This is a genomic window from Streptomyces sp. P17 (genome assembly GCF_032436805.1).
Taxonomy (GTDB): Bacteria; Actinomycetota; Actinomycetes; order Streptomycetales; family Streptomycetaceae; genus Streptomyces.
This window is the reverse complement of sequence record NZ_JAVRBF010000022.1, coordinates 54,649-72,151: the sequence shown is the minus strand read 5'-3', so window position 1 is coordinate 72,151 and position 17,503 is coordinate 54,649. Positions and strand designations below refer to the sequence as shown.

Annotated in this window: 17 protein-coding genes and 3 tRNA genes; 11 read left to right on the top strand and 9 right to left on the bottom strand. The window is 69.9% G+C overall.

All coding sequences use genetic code 11. The annotated features are described in order from the left end of the window. Positions 1-297: 297 nt before the first annotated feature. A complete protein-coding gene (locus RMT89_RS16480) occupies positions 298-1,140 on the bottom strand; it encodes a hypothetical protein (protein ID WP_315884503.1) in 843 nt (280 codons plus the stop codon). 222 nt (positions 1,141-1,362) lie between these two features. Between RMT89_RS16480 and RMT89_RS16475 the strand changes: the two genes are divergently transcribed. Both RMT89_RS16475 and RMT89_RS16470 read left to right on the top strand, forming a co-directional pair. Beyond that, positions 1,363-2,466 (top strand): Glu/Leu/Phe/Val dehydrogenase dimerization domain-containing protein, encoded by a 1,104-nt coding sequence (locus RMT89_RS16475; RefSeq protein ID WP_315884502.1) that lies wholly within the window; start codon positions 1,363-1,365, stop codon positions 2,464-2,466. Positions 2,467-2,765: 299 nt separating this feature from the next. Next, positions 2,766-3,020, top strand: a complete 255-nt coding sequence (locus tag RMT89_RS16470) for a DUF3073 domain-containing protein (RefSeq protein ID WP_186286507.1) — start codon at positions 2,766-2,768, stop codon at positions 3,018-3,020. A gap of 83 nt (positions 3,021-3,103) precedes the next feature. Here the strand turns inward: RMT89_RS16470 and purM are convergent, their stop codons facing one another. From purM to RMT89_RS16450, 4 genes are read right to left on the bottom strand one after another with little or no spacing between them, the layout of a single operon-like run. Next, a complete protein-coding gene (purM, locus tag RMT89_RS16465) occupies positions 3,104-4,168 on the bottom strand; it encodes a phosphoribosylformylglycinamidine cyclo-ligase (RefSeq protein ID WP_315884501.1) in 1,065 nt (354 codons plus the stop codon). Between the two features lie 32 nt (positions 4,169-4,200). Then, complete coding sequence (purF, locus tag RMT89_RS16460; RefSeq protein WP_315884500.1) at positions 4,201-5,727, bottom strand: amidophosphoribosyltransferase; 1,527 nt, start codon at positions 5,725-5,727, stop codon at positions 4,201-4,203. 57 nt (positions 5,728-5,784) lie between these two features. Continuing rightward, a complete protein-coding gene (locus RMT89_RS16455) occupies positions 5,785-6,681 on the bottom strand; it encodes an META domain-containing protein (protein ID WP_315884499.1) in 897 nt (298 codons plus the stop codon). 59 nt (positions 6,682-6,740) lie between these two features. Beyond that, on the bottom strand, positions 6,741-7,538 hold the full coding sequence (locus tag RMT89_RS16450) for a sterol carrier family protein (RefSeq protein ID WP_315884498.1): 798 nt from the start codon (positions 7,536-7,538) through the stop codon (positions 6,741-6,743). Positions 7,539-7,646: 108 nt separating this feature from the next. Here RMT89_RS16450 and RMT89_RS16445 point away from each other — a divergent pair, with 108 nt between their 5' ends. Then, entirely contained in the window at positions 7,647-8,231 is a 585-nt protein-coding gene (locus RMT89_RS16445; protein ID WP_315884534.1) for a Uma2 family endonuclease, read from the top strand. 52 nt (positions 8,232-8,283) lie between these two features. On the opposite strand, the gene purL is transcribed toward RMT89_RS16445, so the two are convergent. Genes purL through purS form a run of 3 tightly spaced genes read right to left on the bottom strand, consistent with a single transcriptional unit; the run spans position 8,284 to position 11,479 of the window. Then, entirely contained in the window at positions 8,284-10,542 is a 2,259-nt protein-coding gene (gene purL / locus RMT89_RS16440; RefSeq protein ID WP_315884497.1) for a phosphoribosylformylglycinamidine synthase subunit PurL, read from the bottom strand. Then, positions 10,539-11,219 carry a phosphoribosylformylglycinamidine synthase subunit PurQ gene (gene purQ / locus RMT89_RS16435; RefSeq protein ID WP_315884496.1) on the bottom strand — a complete coding sequence of 227 codons (681 nt, stop codon included), beginning with the start codon at positions 11,217-11,219 and terminating at the stop codon, positions 10,539-10,541. The genes purL and purQ overlap by 4 nt, the downstream gene beginning before the upstream one ends. Continuing rightward, a complete protein-coding gene (purS, locus tag RMT89_RS16430) occupies positions 11,216-11,479 on the bottom strand; it encodes a phosphoribosylformylglycinamidine synthase subunit PurS (RefSeq protein WP_003999970.1) in 264 nt (87 codons plus the stop codon). The genes purQ and purS overlap by 4 nt, the downstream gene beginning before the upstream one ends. Positions 11,480-11,745: 266 nt before the next feature. Here purS and RMT89_RS16425 point away from each other — a divergent pair, with 266 nt between their 5' ends. The 8 genes from RMT89_RS16425 (at position 11,746) to RMT89_RS16390 (ending at position 16,426) form a co-directional block, all read left to right on the top strand. Then, positions 11,746-12,063: an Lsr2 family protein gene (locus RMT89_RS16425; RefSeq protein WP_315884495.1), complete on the top strand. Its 318-nt coding sequence runs from the start codon at positions 11,746-11,748 to the stop codon at positions 12,061-12,063. A gap of 134 nt (positions 12,064-12,197) precedes the next feature. Beyond that, positions 12,198-12,269: transfer RNA gene (locus tag RMT89_RS16420), tRNA-Gly, on the top strand. Positions 12,270-12,349: 80 nt separating this feature from the next. Beyond that, positions 12,350-12,422, top strand: a tRNA-Gly gene (locus RMT89_RS16415). 138 nt (positions 12,423-12,560) lie between these two features. Further along, entirely contained in the window at positions 12,561-13,499 is a 939-nt protein-coding gene (locus RMT89_RS16410; RefSeq protein WP_315884494.1) for an ABC transporter ATP-binding protein, read from the top strand. Next, on the top strand, positions 13,496-14,269 hold the full coding sequence (locus tag RMT89_RS16405) for an ABC transporter permease (RefSeq protein ID WP_315884493.1): 774 nt from the start codon (positions 13,496-13,498) through the stop codon (positions 14,267-14,269). The genes RMT89_RS16410 and RMT89_RS16405 overlap by 4 nt, the downstream gene beginning before the upstream one ends. 256 nt (positions 14,270-14,525) lie before the next feature. Then, positions 14,526-15,725, top strand: coding sequence for a histidine kinase (locus tag RMT89_RS16400; RefSeq protein WP_315884492.1), 1,200 nt, complete (start codon positions 14,526-14,528; stop codon positions 15,723-15,725). Next, on the top strand, positions 15,722-16,330 hold the full coding sequence (locus RMT89_RS16395; protein ID WP_315884491.1) for a response regulator transcription factor: 609 nt from the start codon (positions 15,722-15,724) through the stop codon (positions 16,328-16,330). Before RMT89_RS16400 ends, RMT89_RS16395 begins: the two co-directional genes overlap by 4 nt. 23 nt (positions 16,331-16,353) lie before the next feature. Beyond that, positions 16,354-16,426, top strand: a tRNA-Gly gene (locus RMT89_RS16390). Between the two features lie 42 nt (positions 16,427-16,468). On the opposite strand, the gene RMT89_RS16385 is transcribed toward RMT89_RS16390, so the two are convergent. Further along, a complete protein-coding gene (locus tag RMT89_RS16385; protein WP_315884490.1) occupies positions 16,469-17,368 on the bottom strand; it encodes a phosphoribosylaminoimidazolesuccinocarboxamide synthase in 900 nt (299 codons plus the stop codon). Between the last annotated feature and the right edge of the window lie 135 nt (positions 17,369-17,503).

Below are 17,503 nucleotides of genomic sequence, written 5' to 3'. Positions count from 1 at the left end.
GATCAGTCACAGGGCGATCAGGAGTCACCAGACCCCCCAAAGCGTGCAATGCGAGCGGAGTCCTCCCCGGACTCCTTGTCCTATTTTGGCATGAGGGAGGGCAAGAGACGCAAGAGCCGCGTAAGTGCGGTCCATCACGCTTGACACACCTTGTGGCGAACGCCCGGATCGGGACCTACGTCCCATGTTGACGAAACTTCAGCAACGCCAGGCGCATCAGAAGGAGGACGAAACCCCAAAACAGGCGTCTGGTCAAACGTCAGTTCGTGACCTGGCCCACAGTGACCTGGCCCACAGTCAGTTGGCCGACCGCCGGTCCCGTACCGACCGCCACCGCTCCACCAGCCGCCCGTACGCCACCCCCGCCGCCGCCCCGTCGCCCTCCCGCAGCGCCGCGATGCCCTCGGCCACGTCCGCGGCGGAGTGGTCGTCCTCCAGCTCACCGGCCGGCAGCACATGCACCAGGCCCCCGTAGTCGAGTTCGACCAGGGACCGCGGATGGAACTCCTCCAGCCAGCGCCCCACGTCCACCAGGCCGTCCACGAGCGGCCCTTCGTCGATGGTGCCCCTCAGCGTCCTGAGCGCCCGCGCCACCCGGCGCCGCGCCTGCACCATCGGCGTCCGGTAGCGCAGCATCGGCGGGATCTCGCCGGTGCCCTTGTCGTAGCGCCGCTCCTCGTCCGAGACCAGCACGAACCAGTGCAACGGCACCTGCCAGGTCGACGTGCGGATCCAGGGCCGGGCGTCCGGGTTGCGCGTCAGCCAGCGTTCGTAGTCCTGGGCCGCCTGGCGCCGTACGACCTCCGGCAGGACCGCTTCCAGGACCGGCCGCGGCAGCTCCTCGGCCAGCTCGCCGAGCGCCTGCCAGCCGCGCAGCCGGGTCCGCCACGGGCACACGCAGACCACACCGTCCACGTCCAGCACGAACGCGTCGCTGCTCTCGTGCACCGGCACCGGGATCGGCGGGGTGGGCAGCAAGTCGGCGAGGGCGCGGCGCAGTTCGTCCTGGTACGAGGGTCGGTCGGTGCGCCGGGCGTAGCGCTCCCAGTGGCCGCGCTCGGGCTCGGGGAAGGCGGCCAGCGGCTCGTACACGCGCAGATAGGCCGCGTACGGAACGATCACCGAGGACACCTTGGGCACGCCTGCTCCCTCCCCCGCCGTCTGCCAGGAAAACCTGCGAAACCCGCTCACAAAGACGCGGGAAAACTATGCAAATCGTCGCACGGGGGTACTCCGGGAGCAGGTGATCCTGAGCACGTCGAGGTGGCGGGGCGCCCCAGGCTCTAATCTCATGCTCACAGCTCCCGCCACCCGCACGGGAGCTGCTCCGAACCGCCGCTACTGACACCAGGAGTCACCACAGTGACCGACGTGACCGGCGCATCTGCTGATGTACTGCACACCCTGTTCCACTCGGAGCAGGGGGGTCATGAGCAAGTCGTGCTCTGCCAGGACCGCGCCAGCGGCCTCAAGGCCGTCATCGCCCTCCACAACACCGCGCTGGGCCCCGCCCTCGGCGGTACGCGCTTCTACCCCTACGCGACCGAGGCGGAGGCCGTCGCCGACGCCCTGAACCTCGCGCGCGGGATGTCGTACAAGAACGCCATGGCCGGTCTGGACCACGGCGGCGGCAAGGCCGTGATCATCGGTGACCCCGAGCGCGACAAGACCGAGGAGCTGCTGCTGGCCTACGGCCGGTTCGTGGCCTCGCTCGGCGGGCGCTACGTCACCGCCTGCGACGTCGGCACCTACGTCGCCGACATGGACGTCGTGGCCCGCGAGTGCCGCTGGACCACCGGACGTTCCCCCGAGAACGGCGGCGCCGGCGACTCCTCCGTGCTCACCGCGTTCGGCGTCTACCAGGGCATGCGGGCCTCGGCCCAGCACCTGTGGGGCGACCCCTCGCTGCGCGGCAGGCGCGTCGGCGTCGCGGGCGTCGGGAAGGTCGGCCACCACCTGGTCGAGCACCTGGTCGCGGAGGGCGCCGAGATCTTCGTGACCGACGTGCGCGAGGACGCCGTACGCCGGATCACCGAGCGGCACGCGAGCGTGACGGCCGTGGCCGACACCGAGGCGCTGATCCGGGTCGAGGGCCTCGAGGTCTACGCGCCCTGCGCGCTCGGCGGAGCGCTCAACGACGACTCCGTGCCGGTGCTCACCGCCAAGGTCGTCTGCGGCGCCGCCAACAACCAGCTCGCCCACCCGGGCGTGGAGAAGGACCTCGCCGACCGCGGGATCCTCTACGCGCCGGACTACGTGGTGAACGCGGGCGGTGTCATCCAGGTCGCCGACGAGCTGCACGGCTTCGACTTCGAGCGGTGCAAGGCCAAGGCGGCCGGGATCTACGACACCACGCTGGCCATATTCGCACGTGCGAAGGCGGACGGGATCCCTCCGGCCGCCGCGGCCGACCGGATCGCCGAGCAGCGGATGCACGAGGCCGCCGCGGCCCGCCGGGCGCGCTGATCCGCGGACGGGCGCACAGGTTTGACCGGTACCCGCCGGTGGGCACTTGGAGAGAACTCTCACTTCTACCGGCGGGTCGACCGGCGATAAGTGGTTAAAATCGCCGTTGACCAGCGAGGACGGGGCACCTCGAAGGTCCTGCGCACACGCGCTTCCTGCGGGCGACGTACCGTATGGGCGCGGGCTCAGGTACCGTGGAAGCCCTACGGACCGGTCTCTCTGCGGAGAGCCCGTTCCAGATCATGAACGCGTGTCGAGACTCTGGGGCCGTCGAGCCCCGTCACCGAGGGGGTCGAGCCATGGGGCGCGGCCGGGCCAAGGCCAAGCAGACGAAGGTCGCCCGCCAGCTGAAGTACAACAGCGGCGGGACTGACCTGTCGCGTCTGGCCAGCGAGCTGGGCGCTTCGACTTCGAGCCAACCGCCGAACGGCGAGCCGTTCGAGGACGACGAGGACGAAGACGACCCGTACGCCCAGTACGCGGATCTCTACAACGACGACGACGAGGACGAGGACGGCGAGTCCGGTCCCACGTCGCAGCGTCGCGGCGCTTGACGTAGCACGCTTCGCAGTTTCCGTCACAACTGCACTTCACCCGGTCCGGGGCCTTGGCACTGGACCGGGTTTCGTGCTGCCGATCAGGCGTAGTCACCCACCAGTGCGGCACCGTCGGTGTGCTCGCCCCGGTCCGTGATCTCGCCCGCGACCCAGGCCTCGACCCCACGGTCGGCCAGCGTCGCCAGAGCCACGTCCGCCGATTCCTCCGGCACGATCGCGATCATGCCGACGCCCATGTTCAGCGTCTTCTCCAGCTCAAGACGCTCGACACCGCCGGTCTTGCCGACGAGGTCGAACACCGGGGCGGGGGTCCAGGTGGAGCGGTCGACGATCGCGTGCAGCTCGTCCGGGATGACACGGGCCAGGTTGGCGGCGAGGCCACCACCCGTGATGTGCGAGAAGGCGTGCACCTCGGCGGTCCGGGTCAGCGCCAGACAGTCCAGCGAGTAGATCTTGGTCGGCTCCAGCAGCTCCTCGCCGAGGGTGCGGCCGAACTCCTCGATCCGCGCGTCCAGGGCGAGCCCGGCCTGGTTCAGCAGGACGTGCCGGACCAGCGAGTACCCGTTCGAGTGAAGACCGGACGCCGCCATGGCGATCACGGCGTCACCCTTACGGATGCGATCCGGGCCGAGCAGCCGGTCGGCCTCCACCACGCCCGTACCGGCGCCGGCGACATCGAAGTCGTCCGGGCCGAGCAGTCCGGGGTGCTCGGCGGTCTCGCCGCCGACCAGGGCGCAGCCCGCGAGGACACAGCCCTCGGCGATGCCCTTCACGATGGCGGCGACCCGCTCGGGGTGGACCTTGCCGACGCAGATGTAGTCGGTCATGAACAGCGGCTCGGCGCCGCACACCACGATGTCGTCCATGACCATCGCGACCAGGTCGTGGCCGATGGTGTCGTAGACGCCCAGCCGGCGCGCGATGTCGACCTTGGTGCCGACGCCGTCCGTGGCGGAGGCGAGCAGCGGGCGCTCGTAGCGCTTGAGGGCGGAGGCGTCGAAGAGGCCGGCGAAACCGCCGAGGCCGCCGAGGACCTCGGGGCGCTGCGTCTTCTTCACCCACTCCTTCATGAGCTCCACGGCGCGGTCACCGGCTTCGATGTCGACGCCCGCGGCTGCGTAGCTGGCACCAGTTGTCTCAGACATGTGGTGAGAACTTTCGTGTCGTACGGCAGGACTTACGGGCGGCGGATCGCGTCCGCGGCAGCCGTGGCGGCGGGCCCTGCGGCCAGCTCGGTCTCCAGGAGCTGCTTGCCGAGCAGCTCGGGGTCCGGGAGCTCCATCGGGTACTCGCCGTCGAAGCAGGCGCGGCAGAGGTTCGGTTTGGCGATGGTGGTCGCCTCGATCATGCCGTCGATGGAGATGTACGCCAGGGAGTCGGCGCCGAGAGAGGTGCCGATCTCGTCGATGGTCATGCCGTTGGCGATGAGCTCGGCGCGAGTGGCGAAGTCGATGCCGAAGAAGCAGGGCCACTTCACGGGCGGCGAGGAGATCCGGATGTGGACCTCGGCGGCGCCGGCCTCGCGGAGCATACGGACCAGGGCCCGCTGGGTGTTGCCGCGCACGATCGAGTCGTCGACGACGACCAGGCGCTTGCCCTTGATGACTTCCTTCAGCGGGTTCAGCTTCAGACGGATGCCGAGCTGCCGGATGGTCTGGGAGGGCTGGATGAACGTACGGCCGACGTAGGCGTTCTTCACCAGGCCCGCGCCGAAGGGTATGCCGGAGGCCTCCGCGTAGCCGATGGCGGCCGGGGTGCCGGATTCCGGGGTCGCTATGACCAGGTCGGCCTCGACCGGGGCCTCCTTCGCCAGGCGGCGGCCCATCTCCACACGGGAGAGGTACACATTCCGGCCGGCGATGTCGGTGTCCGGGCGGGCCAGGTACACGTACTCGAAGACACAGCCCTTGGGCTTCGCTTCCGCGAAGCGCGAGGTGCGCAGACCGTTCTCGTCGATGGCGATGAACTCGCCGGGCTCGATCTCGCGGACGTAGGAGGCGCCGCAGATGTCGAGGGCGGCGGACTCCGAGGCGACGACCCAGCCGCGCTCCAGGCGGCCGAGGACCAGCGGGCGGATGCCCTGCGGGTCGCGGGCGGCGTAGAGGGTGTGCTCGTCCATGAAGACGAGGGAGAAGGCGCCCTTGACCTGCGGGAGGATCTGGTGGGCGGCCTCTTCGATGGTCAGCGGCTTGCCGTCCTCGTCGGCCTGGGCCGCGAGCAGCGCGGTGAGCAGGTCGGTGTCGTTGGTCGCCGCCACACGCGGGGTGCGGCCCTCCTGCTTGGGCAGGTCGGCGACCATCTCGGCGAGCTGGGCGGTGTTGACGAGGTTGCCGTTGTGCCCGAGCGCGATCGAGCCGTGCGCGGTGGCACGGAACGTCGGCTGGGCGTTCTCCCACACGGAGGCGCCGGTGGTCGAGTAGCGGGCGTGACCGACCGCGATATGACCCTGGAGCGAACCGAGCGAGGTCTCGTCGAAGACCTGGGACACCAGGCCCATGTCCTTGAAGACGAGGATCTGGGAGCCGTTGCTGACCGCGATTCCCGCGGATTCCTGGCCCCGATGCTGGAGGGCGTAGAGCCCGAAGTAAGTGAGCTTGGCGACCTCTTCGCCCGGAGCCCAGACACCGAAGACGCCGCAAGCGTCCTGGGGGCCCTTCTCACCGGGGAGCAGATCATGATTGAGTCGACCGTCACCACGTGGCACGGTTCCGAGTGTAGGCGAGATCGACCACTGGTCCGAATTCGCTGGGAGTGGGCTTTCTTACTTCGCACGGGCGACGAGACCTGCTCCGGAGGCCGCCGTGAGGGTCAGTTCCTGGTCTTTCTGCTGGTAGGACACCTTGCCGGAGAGGATGTCGGTCAGCTCCTGCTCCGCCTTCATGACCGGGCCCTCGCACAGCTTGCGCGTGGTCGACAGCGGCCCGAACTCGATGGTGCCGTCCTTGACGGTCGCCTTGCCGCGGAAGTTGTTGCAGCCGAGGCTGCCGCTCGCGCTGCCGTCCTCGGCCAGCGTGAGGTGGGCCTCGGCGCCCTTGGGCAGGGACTGGGCGGTGGCGTCGTCGCCCTTGCCCGAGACCAGGGTGTCGATGGTCCACTTGGTGTCCTTCAGGGGCGGGGCGGGCTCCTCGGCCGGTCCCTCGGCCAGGGTGATGCTGTCGCCGTCGGCCCTGGTCAGCGTGAGGGTCCGGGCGCCGTCGCGCTCCTCGACCGCGGCCTTCAGGGTGCCGGTGAAGACACTCTGGAACTTCTCCTCGAACTCCTGGACCGGGCCGGGGCAGCCCATCGCGGTGGAGGCGAGGTCGGTGATCTTCACGGTGTCGCCGTCGACCTCGACATCGGCGCCGAAGTCGTTGCAGCCCACGGTGCCGCCGGACTTCCCGCCGCCGACGTCCGGCTCGGCGGCGCCGGGCTTGAAGGTGATCTGCGCCTCGTCGACCCGGAAGTTCTTCTCCCCGGTCGGCAGCTTGTACTCCTTGCCGTCGACCGTCACCGACCGCGGCACCCAGCGGATGTCCGCCATGACGTCGGTGGCCCTGGTGGTCTTCCCGCCGTCCCCGACCGTGCCACTGCCACTGCCGGATTCCGTGCCGCAGGCGGCCAGCACGGCGGTGCCGGCCAGGGCCGCGGCGGCGTACTTCACACTTGTCGTCCGCTTCATGTCTCTTCGACGTACGAGGCGGGTGTTGGGTTCGGTGTCGTTACCGGTCCGTTGTGTCGTCAGCTCATCAGGGGCAGCAGACCACCGAGATCGGCGCGCTCCCCGCTGGCGCTGACCTTCGCCTTGTCGAGCGCGTCCCGCCACTCCAGGCGCCCGGTCGCGAGCCGGATCCAGGTCAGCGGGTCGGTCTCGACGACGTTGGGCGGGGTGCCGCGGGTGTGCCGGGGTCCCTCGACGCACTGCACGACGGCGTACGGCGGGATCCGCACCTCGGTCGAACCGCCGGGCGCCTTGGCGGCGAGCGCGTCGGCGAGCAGCCGGGTGCAGGCGGCGAGAGCCTGACGGTCGTACGGCACCTCAAGACCCGGCACCGCGGCGGTCAGGTCGTCGGTGTGGACGACGAGTTCGACGGTGCGGGTGACGAGGTAGTCGGCGAGCGGCAGGGCACCGGCGTTGGTCTGCAGCAGCCGGGTGCCCGGGTGGGTGTCGAGCTGCTCTTCGAGGCCGCGCGTGATGCCGGCGAGGTAGGCGTCGAGGTCGGGGTGTTCCTTGACCAGCTTCTTGGTGAACTCGTCGATGGCCGAGGAGCTGGCGGAGGTCGCGAAGGGCCAGTCCAGCAGTACGGCGTCCTGCTTCGGCGGCTCCGGCAGCCCGAGGGAGCGCCCGATGGCCGTCACCGCCATCCCGATGTGCGCGACCAGCTCCCGCACGGTCCACTCCCCGAGCCGCGTGGGCAAGGCGAGCTGCTCGGGCGTGAGTCCGCGCGCCGCGTCCTGGACGTGCCGGAGCTGGGCGAGGACCGCGGCGCGGATCTTGGCGTGGTCGTAGCTGCGGGTGCGCTTCTTGGCCGGAGGCATGCGATCAAGCGTAGGCAGAGGGTCACTCGTACGTGTGTACGGCCGTGAAAACCACCCCGTTACGCCGGAACCCGACAACACTGGTCTGTGCCTGGAAGGGGGTGCAACCTGACGCTTATGGCCGAGCACACGTCTCAGATGTCGGTGGAGGAGTTCGAAACGATCGCCGCCGCCGCTCCCGAGACCGTCACGTTGGAGTTCATTGACGGACGGATCGGGGTCAAGAAGGTGACGGACGGAGACCACGACACCATCGTGTCCTGGCTGACCAAACGCTGTATTCAAGCCCGACCCGCCCTGGACGTGTACCACGGTCGAGGCCTCCGGGTAGCCGGGTATCGGCAGGGCAGGGCGAAGCCTGACGCCGTGCTCGCGCCCGAGGCTCAATTCGCGGGGTACGGCGAATGGGCCGACCCGGAAGGGGCGCTCATGGTCGTCGAGGTCACGTCGTACGACTCGGACACCGACCGGCGGGGCCGGCACGAGAAGCCGACCGCGTACGGCGAGGCCGGAATCCCGCTGTACCTGCTGATCGACCGGGACTCCCGCACCATTGCGGTGCACAGCTCCCCGGACCGGCAGGTCGGCGGCTACCGAGACGTCCACACCGCGAAGTTCGGCGAGAAGGTGCTCCTCCCTGCCCCGATCGGCATCGAGCTCGACACGGAAGTCCTCAAGAACTACGTGCGCTGAGCCAAGAAGGTCCCGTCCGTTGACCGGACGGGACCTTCGGGCTGTACGACGACTACGCCAGCAGCGCCGGGATCGTCGCCTCGTGGATCTCGCGGAGTTCCGTCAGGGAGAGCGCGAACTCGCCCTGGACGTCCACCGCGTCGCCGTCGACCACGCCGATGCGGGTGACCGGGAGGCCCCGGGCGCCGCACATGTCGTTGAAGCGGACCTCCTCCGAGCGGGGTACGGCCACGACCGCGCGGCCAGCCGACTCCGAGAAGAGGAAGGTGAAGGCGTCCAGACCGTCCGGGACGATCAGACGGGCGCCCTTGCCGCCGAGCAGCGCCGACTCCACGACCGCCTGGATCAGACCGCCGTCGGACAGGTCGTGCGCGGCGTCGATCATGCCGTCGCGGGAGGCGGAGATCAGGATCCCGGCGAGCAGCCGCTCGCGCTCCAGGTCGACCTGCGGGGGCAGCCCACCGAGGTGGTCGTGGATGACCTGCGACCAGGCCGAGCCGCCGAACTCCTCACGCGTGTCGCCGAGGAGGTAGAGCAGCTGCCCCTCCTCCTGGAAGGCGACCGGCGTACGGCGGGCGACATCGTCGATGACACCGAGGACCGCCACGACCGGGGTCGGGTGGATGGCCACCTCGCCGGTCTGGTTGTACAGGGAGACATTGCCGCCGGTCACCGGGGTGCCGAGCTGCTGGCAGGCGTCCGCCAGACCACGGATGGCCTCCGCGAACTGCCACATCACCGCCGGGTCCTCGGGCGAGCCGAAGTTCAGGCAGTCGGAGACGGCGAGCGGCTTGGCGCCGGTCGTCGCGACATTGCGGTACGCCTCCGCCAGCGCCAACTGCGCGCCCGCGTACGGGTCGAGCTTGGCGTAGCGGCCGTTGCCGTCCGTCGCGATGGCGACGCCGAGGCCGGACTCCTCGTCGATGCGGATCATGCCGGAGTCCTCGGGCTGGGCGAGGACGGTGTTGCCCTGCACGAAGTGGTCGTACTGCGAGGTGATCCACTTCTTGGAGGCCTGGTTGGGCGAGCCGACCAGCTTGCGGACCTGGTCCTTCAGCTCCTGCGAAGTCGCGGGCCGCGGCAGCTTGTTGGCGTCGTCCGCCTGGAGCTCGTCCTGCCAGGACGGGCGGGCGTACGGGCGCTCGTAGACCGGCCCGTCGTGCGCGACCGTGCGCGGGTCGACGTCGACGATCTTGCCGCCGTGCCAGTAGATCTCCAGGCGGTCGCCGTCGGTGACCTCACCGATCACCGTGGCGATGACGTCCCACTTCTCGCAGATCTCCAGGAACCGGTCGACCTTCTCCGGCTCCACGACCGCGCACATGCGCTCCTGCGACTCGCTCATGAGGATTTCCTCGGGAGACAGGGTCGAGTCACGCAGGGGTACGTCGTCCAGGGTGACACGCATGCCGCCGGAGCCGTTCGACGCCAGCTCGCTGGTGGCGCAGGACAGGCCCGCCGCGCCCAGGTCCTGGATGCCGACGACCAGCTTCTCCTTGAACGCCTCCAGGGTGCACTCGATGAGGAGCTTCTCCTGGAAGGGGTCGCCGACCTGGACGGCCGGACGCTTCGACGGCTTGGCGTCGTCGAAGGTCTCCGAGGCGAGGATCGACGCACCGCCGATGCCGTCACCGCCCGTGCGGGCGCCGTACAGGATGACCTTGTTGCCCGCGCCGGACGCCTTCGCGAGGTGGATGTCCTCGTGCCGCATCACGCCGATGGCACCGGCGTTGACCAGCGGGTTGCCCTGGTAGCAGGAGTCGAAGACGACCTCGCCGCCGATGTTGGGGAGCCCGAGGCAGTTGCCGTAGCCGCCGATACCGGCGACGACACCCGGCAGGACGCGCTTGGTGTCGGGGTGGTCCGCCGCCCCGAAGCGCAGCGGGTCCACGACCGCCACCGGCCGCGCACCCATCGCGATGATGTCGCGCACGATGCCGCCGACGCCCGTGGCCGCGCCCTGGTAGGGCTCGACGTACGAGGGGTGGTTGTGCGACTCGACCTTGAAGGTGACGGCGTAACCCTGACCGACGTCCACGACACCCGCGTTCTCGCCGATGCCCACGAGCAGGGCGTCCGACTGCGGGGCCTTCTCGCCGAACTGGCGGAGGTGCACCTTCGACGACTTGTACGAGCAGTGCTCGGACCACATGACCGAGTACATGGCGAGCTCGGCACCGGTGGGCCGGCGGCCGAGGATCTCGACCACGCGCTCGTACTCGTCCTTCTTCAGGCCGAGTTCGGCCCAGGGCAGCTCGACGTCGGGGGTCGCGGCCGCGTGCTCGACCGTGTCCAGAGGCGTCCGGCTCATGCGTTGACCAGCTTCTTGAGGATCGAGGTGAAGAAGGGGAGACCGTCGGTGCGGCCGCTGCCGATGAGCAGCTCCACGGCGTGCTCCGGGTGCGGCATCAGGCCCACGACGTTGCCGGCCTCGTTGGTGATGCCGGCGATGTCGTTGAGCGAGCCGTTCGGGTTGAAGTCCAGGTACCGGAAGGCGACCCGCCCCTCGGCCTCCAGCTTGTCCAGCGTGTACTGGTCGGCGACGTACCGGCCGTCCATGTTCTTCAGCGGGATGTGGATCTCCTGGCCGGACTCGTAGTCGACGGTCCAGGCGGTGTCCGCGTTCTCCACCCGCAGCTTCTGGTCGCGGCAGATGAAGTGGAGGTGGTCGTTGCCGAGCATCCCGCCGGGGAGCAGGTGGGCCTCGGTGAGGATCTGGAAGCCGTTGCAGATGCCGAGGACCGGCATACCGGCCTTCGCCTGCTCGATGACGGTCTCCATCACCGGCGAGAAGCGGGAGATGGCCCCGGCGCGCAGATAGTCTCCGTAGGAGAAACCGCCGGGCAGCACCACGGCGTCGACCTGGTGAAGGTCCTTGTCCTTGTGCCAGAGGGCGACGGGTTCGGCACCCGCGAGACGGATCGCGCGCTGGGTGTCCCGGTCGTCGAGACTTCCCGGGAAAGTGACGACGCCAATACGAGCGGTCACTTCACGGCCTCCGCGACTTCCTCCACCTTGACGGTGAAGTCCTCGATCACGGTGTTGGCGAGGAAGGATTCCGCAAGATCGTGGATGCGGGCGAGCGCGGCCTCGTCGACCGGCCCGTCAACTTCCAGTTCGAATCGCTTTCCCTGACGGACGTCCGAGATGCCTTCGAATCCCAGCCGCGGCAGTGCGCGCTGCACCGCCTGGCCCTGGGGGTCGAGGATCTCCGGCTTGAGCATGACGTCGACTACGACGCGTGCCACTGGCACTCCCGGTGTGTGGTGCTGAGCAGGTTCCTTCAGACTACCCGCACAAAATTTCTACGCGAGTAGAGTTGTAGGAAACTACGTGACCGTTGTCACGAGCGACGGAAGAGCGGGTACACGGAAAAGTTCCGGGAAAGATCCGAGATCGTCACCCGATACCTATTGCGCTCGGACACGCGGGAGGATTTAGTCAGGCTTCACAATGCATTGTCGGGCACTGTACAAATGAATTGTCACCCGTGCCGTACGAAGGGACCAATTTCGTGGCGCAGAAGGTCGTGGTCACCCTCTTTGACGACATCGACGGCTCGGAAGCGGCGGAAACGATCGCCTTCGGACTCGACGGCAAGTCGTACGAGATCGACCTGAACCAAGCGAACGCCGAGAAACTACGCAAGGCGCTTGAGCCTTACGTGGAGGCCGGCCGTAAGCGGTCACGCTCCGGCAAGGCCTACCGGCAGACCGAGGTCGCCCCGGACCCGGCGGCCGTCCGGGCCTGGGCCCAGGCCAACAAGATGGACGTACCGGCGCGCGGACGGATCCCCAAGAAGGTCTACGAGGCGTTCGCCGCGGCGCGGTGAAGTCGTCGCCCTCGTCCTCAGGGTGCGTCAGCGGGCCCTGAGGACAACCGACTTGCGCCGCACCCCTCCCGATCAGCTAGAGTCTGGAGCACGCCGCCGGGCGGGGCCGGAAATGCCCAGCTCACGGAGTACATGCGGGTGTAGTTCAGTAGTAGAACATCCCCCTTCCAGGGGGAAGGCGCAGTGTGCAATTCCTGTCACCCGCTCTGCATCGCCGTACCGGGCATCCTTCTGGATCAGGTAGGCTGGTGCTCGCGCCGATCGGTGAGAGCCGGTCGGAGGCAATGCGGACGTAGCTCAGTTGGTAGAGCGCAACCTTGCCAAGGTTGAGGTCGCGAGTTCGAGCCTCGTCGTCCGCTCGGGAATCAGACCCCGGTCCATCGGACCGGGGTCTTTTCGTGTTTCCCGCGGCTGCCTGACTTGCTTCTGACATTTGTCATGCCGGGTGATGACAGCACGCACTGCCCCGCGGCCCCGGGCGCCGGGACGCTGAAGTCATGGACAGGAACGAACACGAACACGTGATTGAGGTCACCGACCTGCGGCGTGTGTACGGGGGCGGGTTCGAGGCGGTGCGCGGAATCACCTTCTCGGTGGCCCGCGGTGAGATCTTCGCGCTGCTCGGCACGAACGGCGCGGGCAAGACCTCCACCGTCGAACTGCTGGAAGGGCTCGCCCGTCCGGCAGAGGGACGCGTCCGGGTGCTCGGGCACGACCCCCACGCCGAGCGGGCCGTCGTACGGCCGCGGACCGGGGTCATGCTCCAGGAGGGCGGCTTTCCGTCCGAGCTGACCGTCGCGGAGACCGCCCGTATGTGGGCCGGGTGTGTGAGCGGGGCTCGGCCCGAGGGCGAGGTGCTGGCGCTGGTCGGGCTCGATCGGCGGGCCGGGGTGCGGGTGAAGCAGCTGTCCGGCGGTGAGCGGCGGCGGCTGGATCTGGCGCTCGCGCTGATCGGGGATCCCGAGGTGCTGTTCCTCGACGAGCCGACGACCGGGCTCGACGCGGAGGGCCGCCGGGACACCTGGGAACTGGTGCGGGCCCTGCGCGAGCGGGGCACGACCGTCCTGCTCACCACGCATTATCTGGAGGAGGCCGAGGGCCTCGCCGACCGTCTCGCGATCCTGCACGAGGGGCGCATCGCGGCGGCCGGGACACCGGCCGAGGTGACGGCCGCCCAGCCCTCCCGGATCTCCTTCGAACTGCCCGAGGGGTACTTCCTCGGCGACCTGCCGCCGCTCGACCGGCTCGGGGTGAGCGGGCACGAGGTGCACGGGCGGGTCGTACGGCTGCGGACCCATGACCTGCAGCGGGCCGCCACCGGGCTGCTGGTGTGGGCCGGGGGGGCCGGGGTGGAACTGCGGCGGCTGGATGTGCGCTCGGCCTCGCTGGAGGAGGCGTTCCTGGGGATCGCGGCGCGTGAGCAGGTCGCGGCATGAGCGCCGTCACCACGTCGGCCGGCCGGCTCGGCGCCCTCGCCCGTGCCGAGTTCACCCTGCTCGGGCGGAGCAAGGCCACGCTCGTCGCGGCCGTGCTCGTGCCGCTCGCGCTGCCGTTCAGCCTCCGGCCCGTCGTCGAGGACATGGACGTCGAGGACGCCGGGCTGAGCGTCGGCCTGGTGCTGCTGCCCGCCGCGATCGGGTTCTCCCTGCTGTTCGGGGTGTACGGCGCCCTCACCGGTATCCTCACCGCCCGACGCGAGGAACTGGTGCTCAAGCGGCTGCGCACCGGGGAGCTGCGGGACATCGAGATCCTGTGCGGAACCGCGCTGCCGATCGGCGCCACCGGTCTGGTGCAGTCACTGGTGCTGGTCGCCGGGAGCACCGCCGTACTGGACGTGCCCGCGCCCGCGGCACCCCATCTCGCCGTGCTGGGGCTGCTCTTCGGCCTGGTGCTGTGTGCGGCGCTCGCGGCCGTGACGGCGGCCGTGACCCGGACCGTGGAGAGCGCCCAGGTCACCACCATGCCGTTCGTGATCGTCTCGATGATCGGCTCGGGCGTCGCCGTACCCCTGGAGCTGCTGCCCGACCGGCTGGCCTCGGTGTTCGAGCTGCTGCCGCTCAGCCCCGTGATCACACTGGTGCGCGGCGGCTGGACCGGCGACCTGTCGGTGTACGAGGCACTGGGCGCCCTGCTCACCGCGCTGGCCTGGACCGGGCTCGCGGTGTTTGCTGTAGGGCGGTGGTTCCGGTGGGAGCCGCGGCGCTGAGAACCTGGGTCACATCCCTGGTCGGATCAGCGCGCGGCGGCGATGGGGGTGCCCCCGCGCGAGTCGGCGAAGCCGTTCGAGCGTGCGGGAGCGTGCGATCGCAAGGCGCGCCGGAGCGCCCTCGTGGCTGAGCCACGTGGGCGGTTCGGCAACGCGGCTGGGGGTCCCCCCTTTGGGGGAGTGCGTGCCAGACGCCGCGCGCCCGGCCGGGGATGTGATCCAGGTTCTGAGGTACGGGAAGAGTGGGGAGTGGCGCGTGGCCGGGGGATGGTGGCGGGGCAAGAGCACGCCCGCGAAGGTCGAGACGTATACGCGCTGGTCGTTCCACTTCTTCGGGGTGGTCGAGGTCTTCTCCATCGGGCTCGCCGCCCTGGGCCAGGCGGGGGCGGGGGTCGGGGTCTGGTTGCTGGTCGTGGTGTGCGTGCACGCCGGGCTCACCATGCTGACCTCCTCGCGGGCCCTGGACTGGACGCGCGGGCGGCGGGAGCAGCCGGTGCGACTGCTGTGGGCGCTCGCCGCCGCCACGGCGGTGATCGCCGTGGCCGCGCTCGCGGTCGCCCAGCACGGGCCCGGGGGAAAGGATGTCGAGGCCGCGGCGGGCGCCGTCTTCGGGGGTGTGACGGCCTTCGGGGCGGGCACCATCGCGCTCGGCGTCCGGGAGCGCCGACGGGTGCTCGCCGTCGTCGGGGGCTTCGCGGTGGGGGCCTGGGTCGTCACCTGGCCCCTGGGGCTGCCCGCCGGTGCCGGGCTCGCCACCGCGCTGGTGGTACTGCTCGGTGGCGGGTTCGTCGCCTTCACCTCCGCCTTCTCCGTCTGGCTGCTCAACGCCGTCTACGAACTCGACGAGGCCCGTGAGACCCGCGCCCGGCTCGCCGTCGCCGAGGAACGGCTGCGGTTCGGGCGGGACCTGCACGACGTCATGGGCCGCAATCTGGCCGTCATCGCCCTGAAGAGCGAGCTGGCCGTCCAGCTCGCCCGGCGCGGGCGGCCCGAGGCCGTGGACCAGATGACCGAGGTGCAGCGCATCGCGCGGGAGTCGCAGCGGGAGGTGCGGGATGTCGTACGGGGATATCGCGAGGCCGACCTGGGAGCCGAACTCGCCGGGGCGCAGGGTGTGTTGACGGCGGCCGGGATCTCCTGCGAGGTGAGCGGGCCGGTGGCGGGGCTGCCTGCAGAGGTGCAGTCTGCGCTCGGGTGGGTGGTCCGGGAGGCCACGACGAATGTGCTGCGGCACGGGAACGCGGAGCGCTGTGCGGTGTCCGTGCGGGTGCGGGAGGAATGCGTGGTGCTGACGGTGGAGAACGACGGGGTCGTGGGTCCCCCCGGGAAGGGCGGCTCCGGGCTCACCGGGCTGCGCGAGCGGCTCGCCGCCGTGGCGGGGACGTTGGAGGCCGGGGCCGAGGGGGGCGTGTTCCGGGTGGTGGCCGAGGTGCCGTTGGCGGGAGTTGTGGCGTGAGCGTGCGGGTTCTTCTTGCCGACGACGAGCATCTGATCCGGGGTGCGCTCGCCGCGCTGCTCTCGCTGGAGGACGACCTGGTGGTCGTCGCCGAGGCGGCCACCGGTCCCGAGGCGCTGGCCATGGCTCGGGCCCACCGGCCCGACGTGGCCGTCCTGGATCTCCAGATGCCCGGCGCGGACGGTGTGAAGGTCGCCACATCCCTGCGGGCGGAACTGCCGTCCTGCCAGGTCATGATCGTGACCAGCCATGGCCGCCCCGGACACCTCAAGCGGGCGCTTGCGGCGGGTGTGCGCGGGTTCGTCCCCAAGACCGTCAGCGCCCAGCGGCTCGCGGAGATCATCCGCACGGTCCGCGCCGGGAACCGTTATGTGGACCCCGAGTTGGCCGCCGACGCGATCTCCGCCGGGGACTCACCGCTGACCGCGCGCGAGGCCGAGGTACTGGAACTCGCCGCCGACGGAGCTCCCGTCGCGGAGATCGCCGAGCGGGCCGCGCTGTCCCAGGGGACCGTGCGGAACTATCTCTCCTCGGCCGTCTCCAAGCTCGGGGCGGAGAACCGTCACGCGGCGGTGCGTCTCGCCCGCGAGCGAGGTTGGGTATAGTTGCTCTCGCGCCACGGCGCACTGCGGACGTAGCTCAGTTGGTAGAGCGCAACCTTGCCAAGGTTGAGGTCGCGAGTTCGAGCCTCGTCGTCCGCTCTCTTGGAAGAAGCCCCCGGTTCTCACCGGGGGCTTCTTCCGTCACGTCCAGCTCGTGCCCGTCAGACGCTCGTACGCCTCCACGTACTTGGCGCGGGTGGCGTCCACCACGTGCTGCGGCAGCGGCGGCGGGGGCTGCTCGCTCTTGCGGTCCCAGCCGGACTCCGCCGAGGTCAGCCAGTCGCGGACGTACTGCTTGTCGTACGACGGCTGCGCGCGGCCCGGCTCCCACCGGTCGGCCGGCCAGAAGCGGGAGGAGTCCGGGGTGAGGACCTCGTCGGCGATGACGAGGGTGTCGCCCTCGAAGCCGAACTCGAACTTGGTGTCCGCGAGGATGATCCCGCGGTCACGGGCGATGTCCCGGCCCCGGGAGTAGACGGCGAGGGTGGCCTGGCGCAGCTGGGCGGCGGTGTCGGCGCCGACCTGGCGGGCGACCTCCTCGTACGAGACGTTCTCGTCGTGCTCGCCGACCTCCGCCTTGGTGGCCGGGGTGAAGATCGGGGCGGGCAGTTCACTGCCGTCGACCAGGCCCTCGGGGAGGGCGAGGCCGCAGACCGTACGGGAGTCGTTGTACTCGATTAGCCCGGAGCCGGTGAGATAGCCGCGGGCCACGCACTCCACGGGGACCATCTTCAGCGACTTGCAGATCAGGGTGCGGCCCGCCCAGTCGGCGGGGGCGCCGGGCGGGAGCTCGGTGCTCAGCACATGGTTGGGGACCAGGTCGGCGAGCTGGTCGAACCACCACAGGGAGAGCTGGGTGAGGACGCGGCCCTTGTCGGGGATCTCGGTCGGAAGCACCCAGTCGTACGCCGACATACGGTCGCTGGCGACCATCACGAGGTCGCCCGCCTCGTTCTGGTACAGGTCGCGCACCTTGCCGGTGTGCAGGTGTACCAGGCCCGGAACCTCGAACGGCTCGGGCTTTTCTACGAATCCGGACACGGTTCCTCCCCGTGGTTTGAATTGAGGGGGGCCCGCAGGGCTCGAATAGGGTGGCGGTGGGAGACGGGCGGGCCGACGGGTCGATTGTCCCGTATGAGGCCCTGACCTTGGACTTGGGGTGCCCTCGGGCGCCCG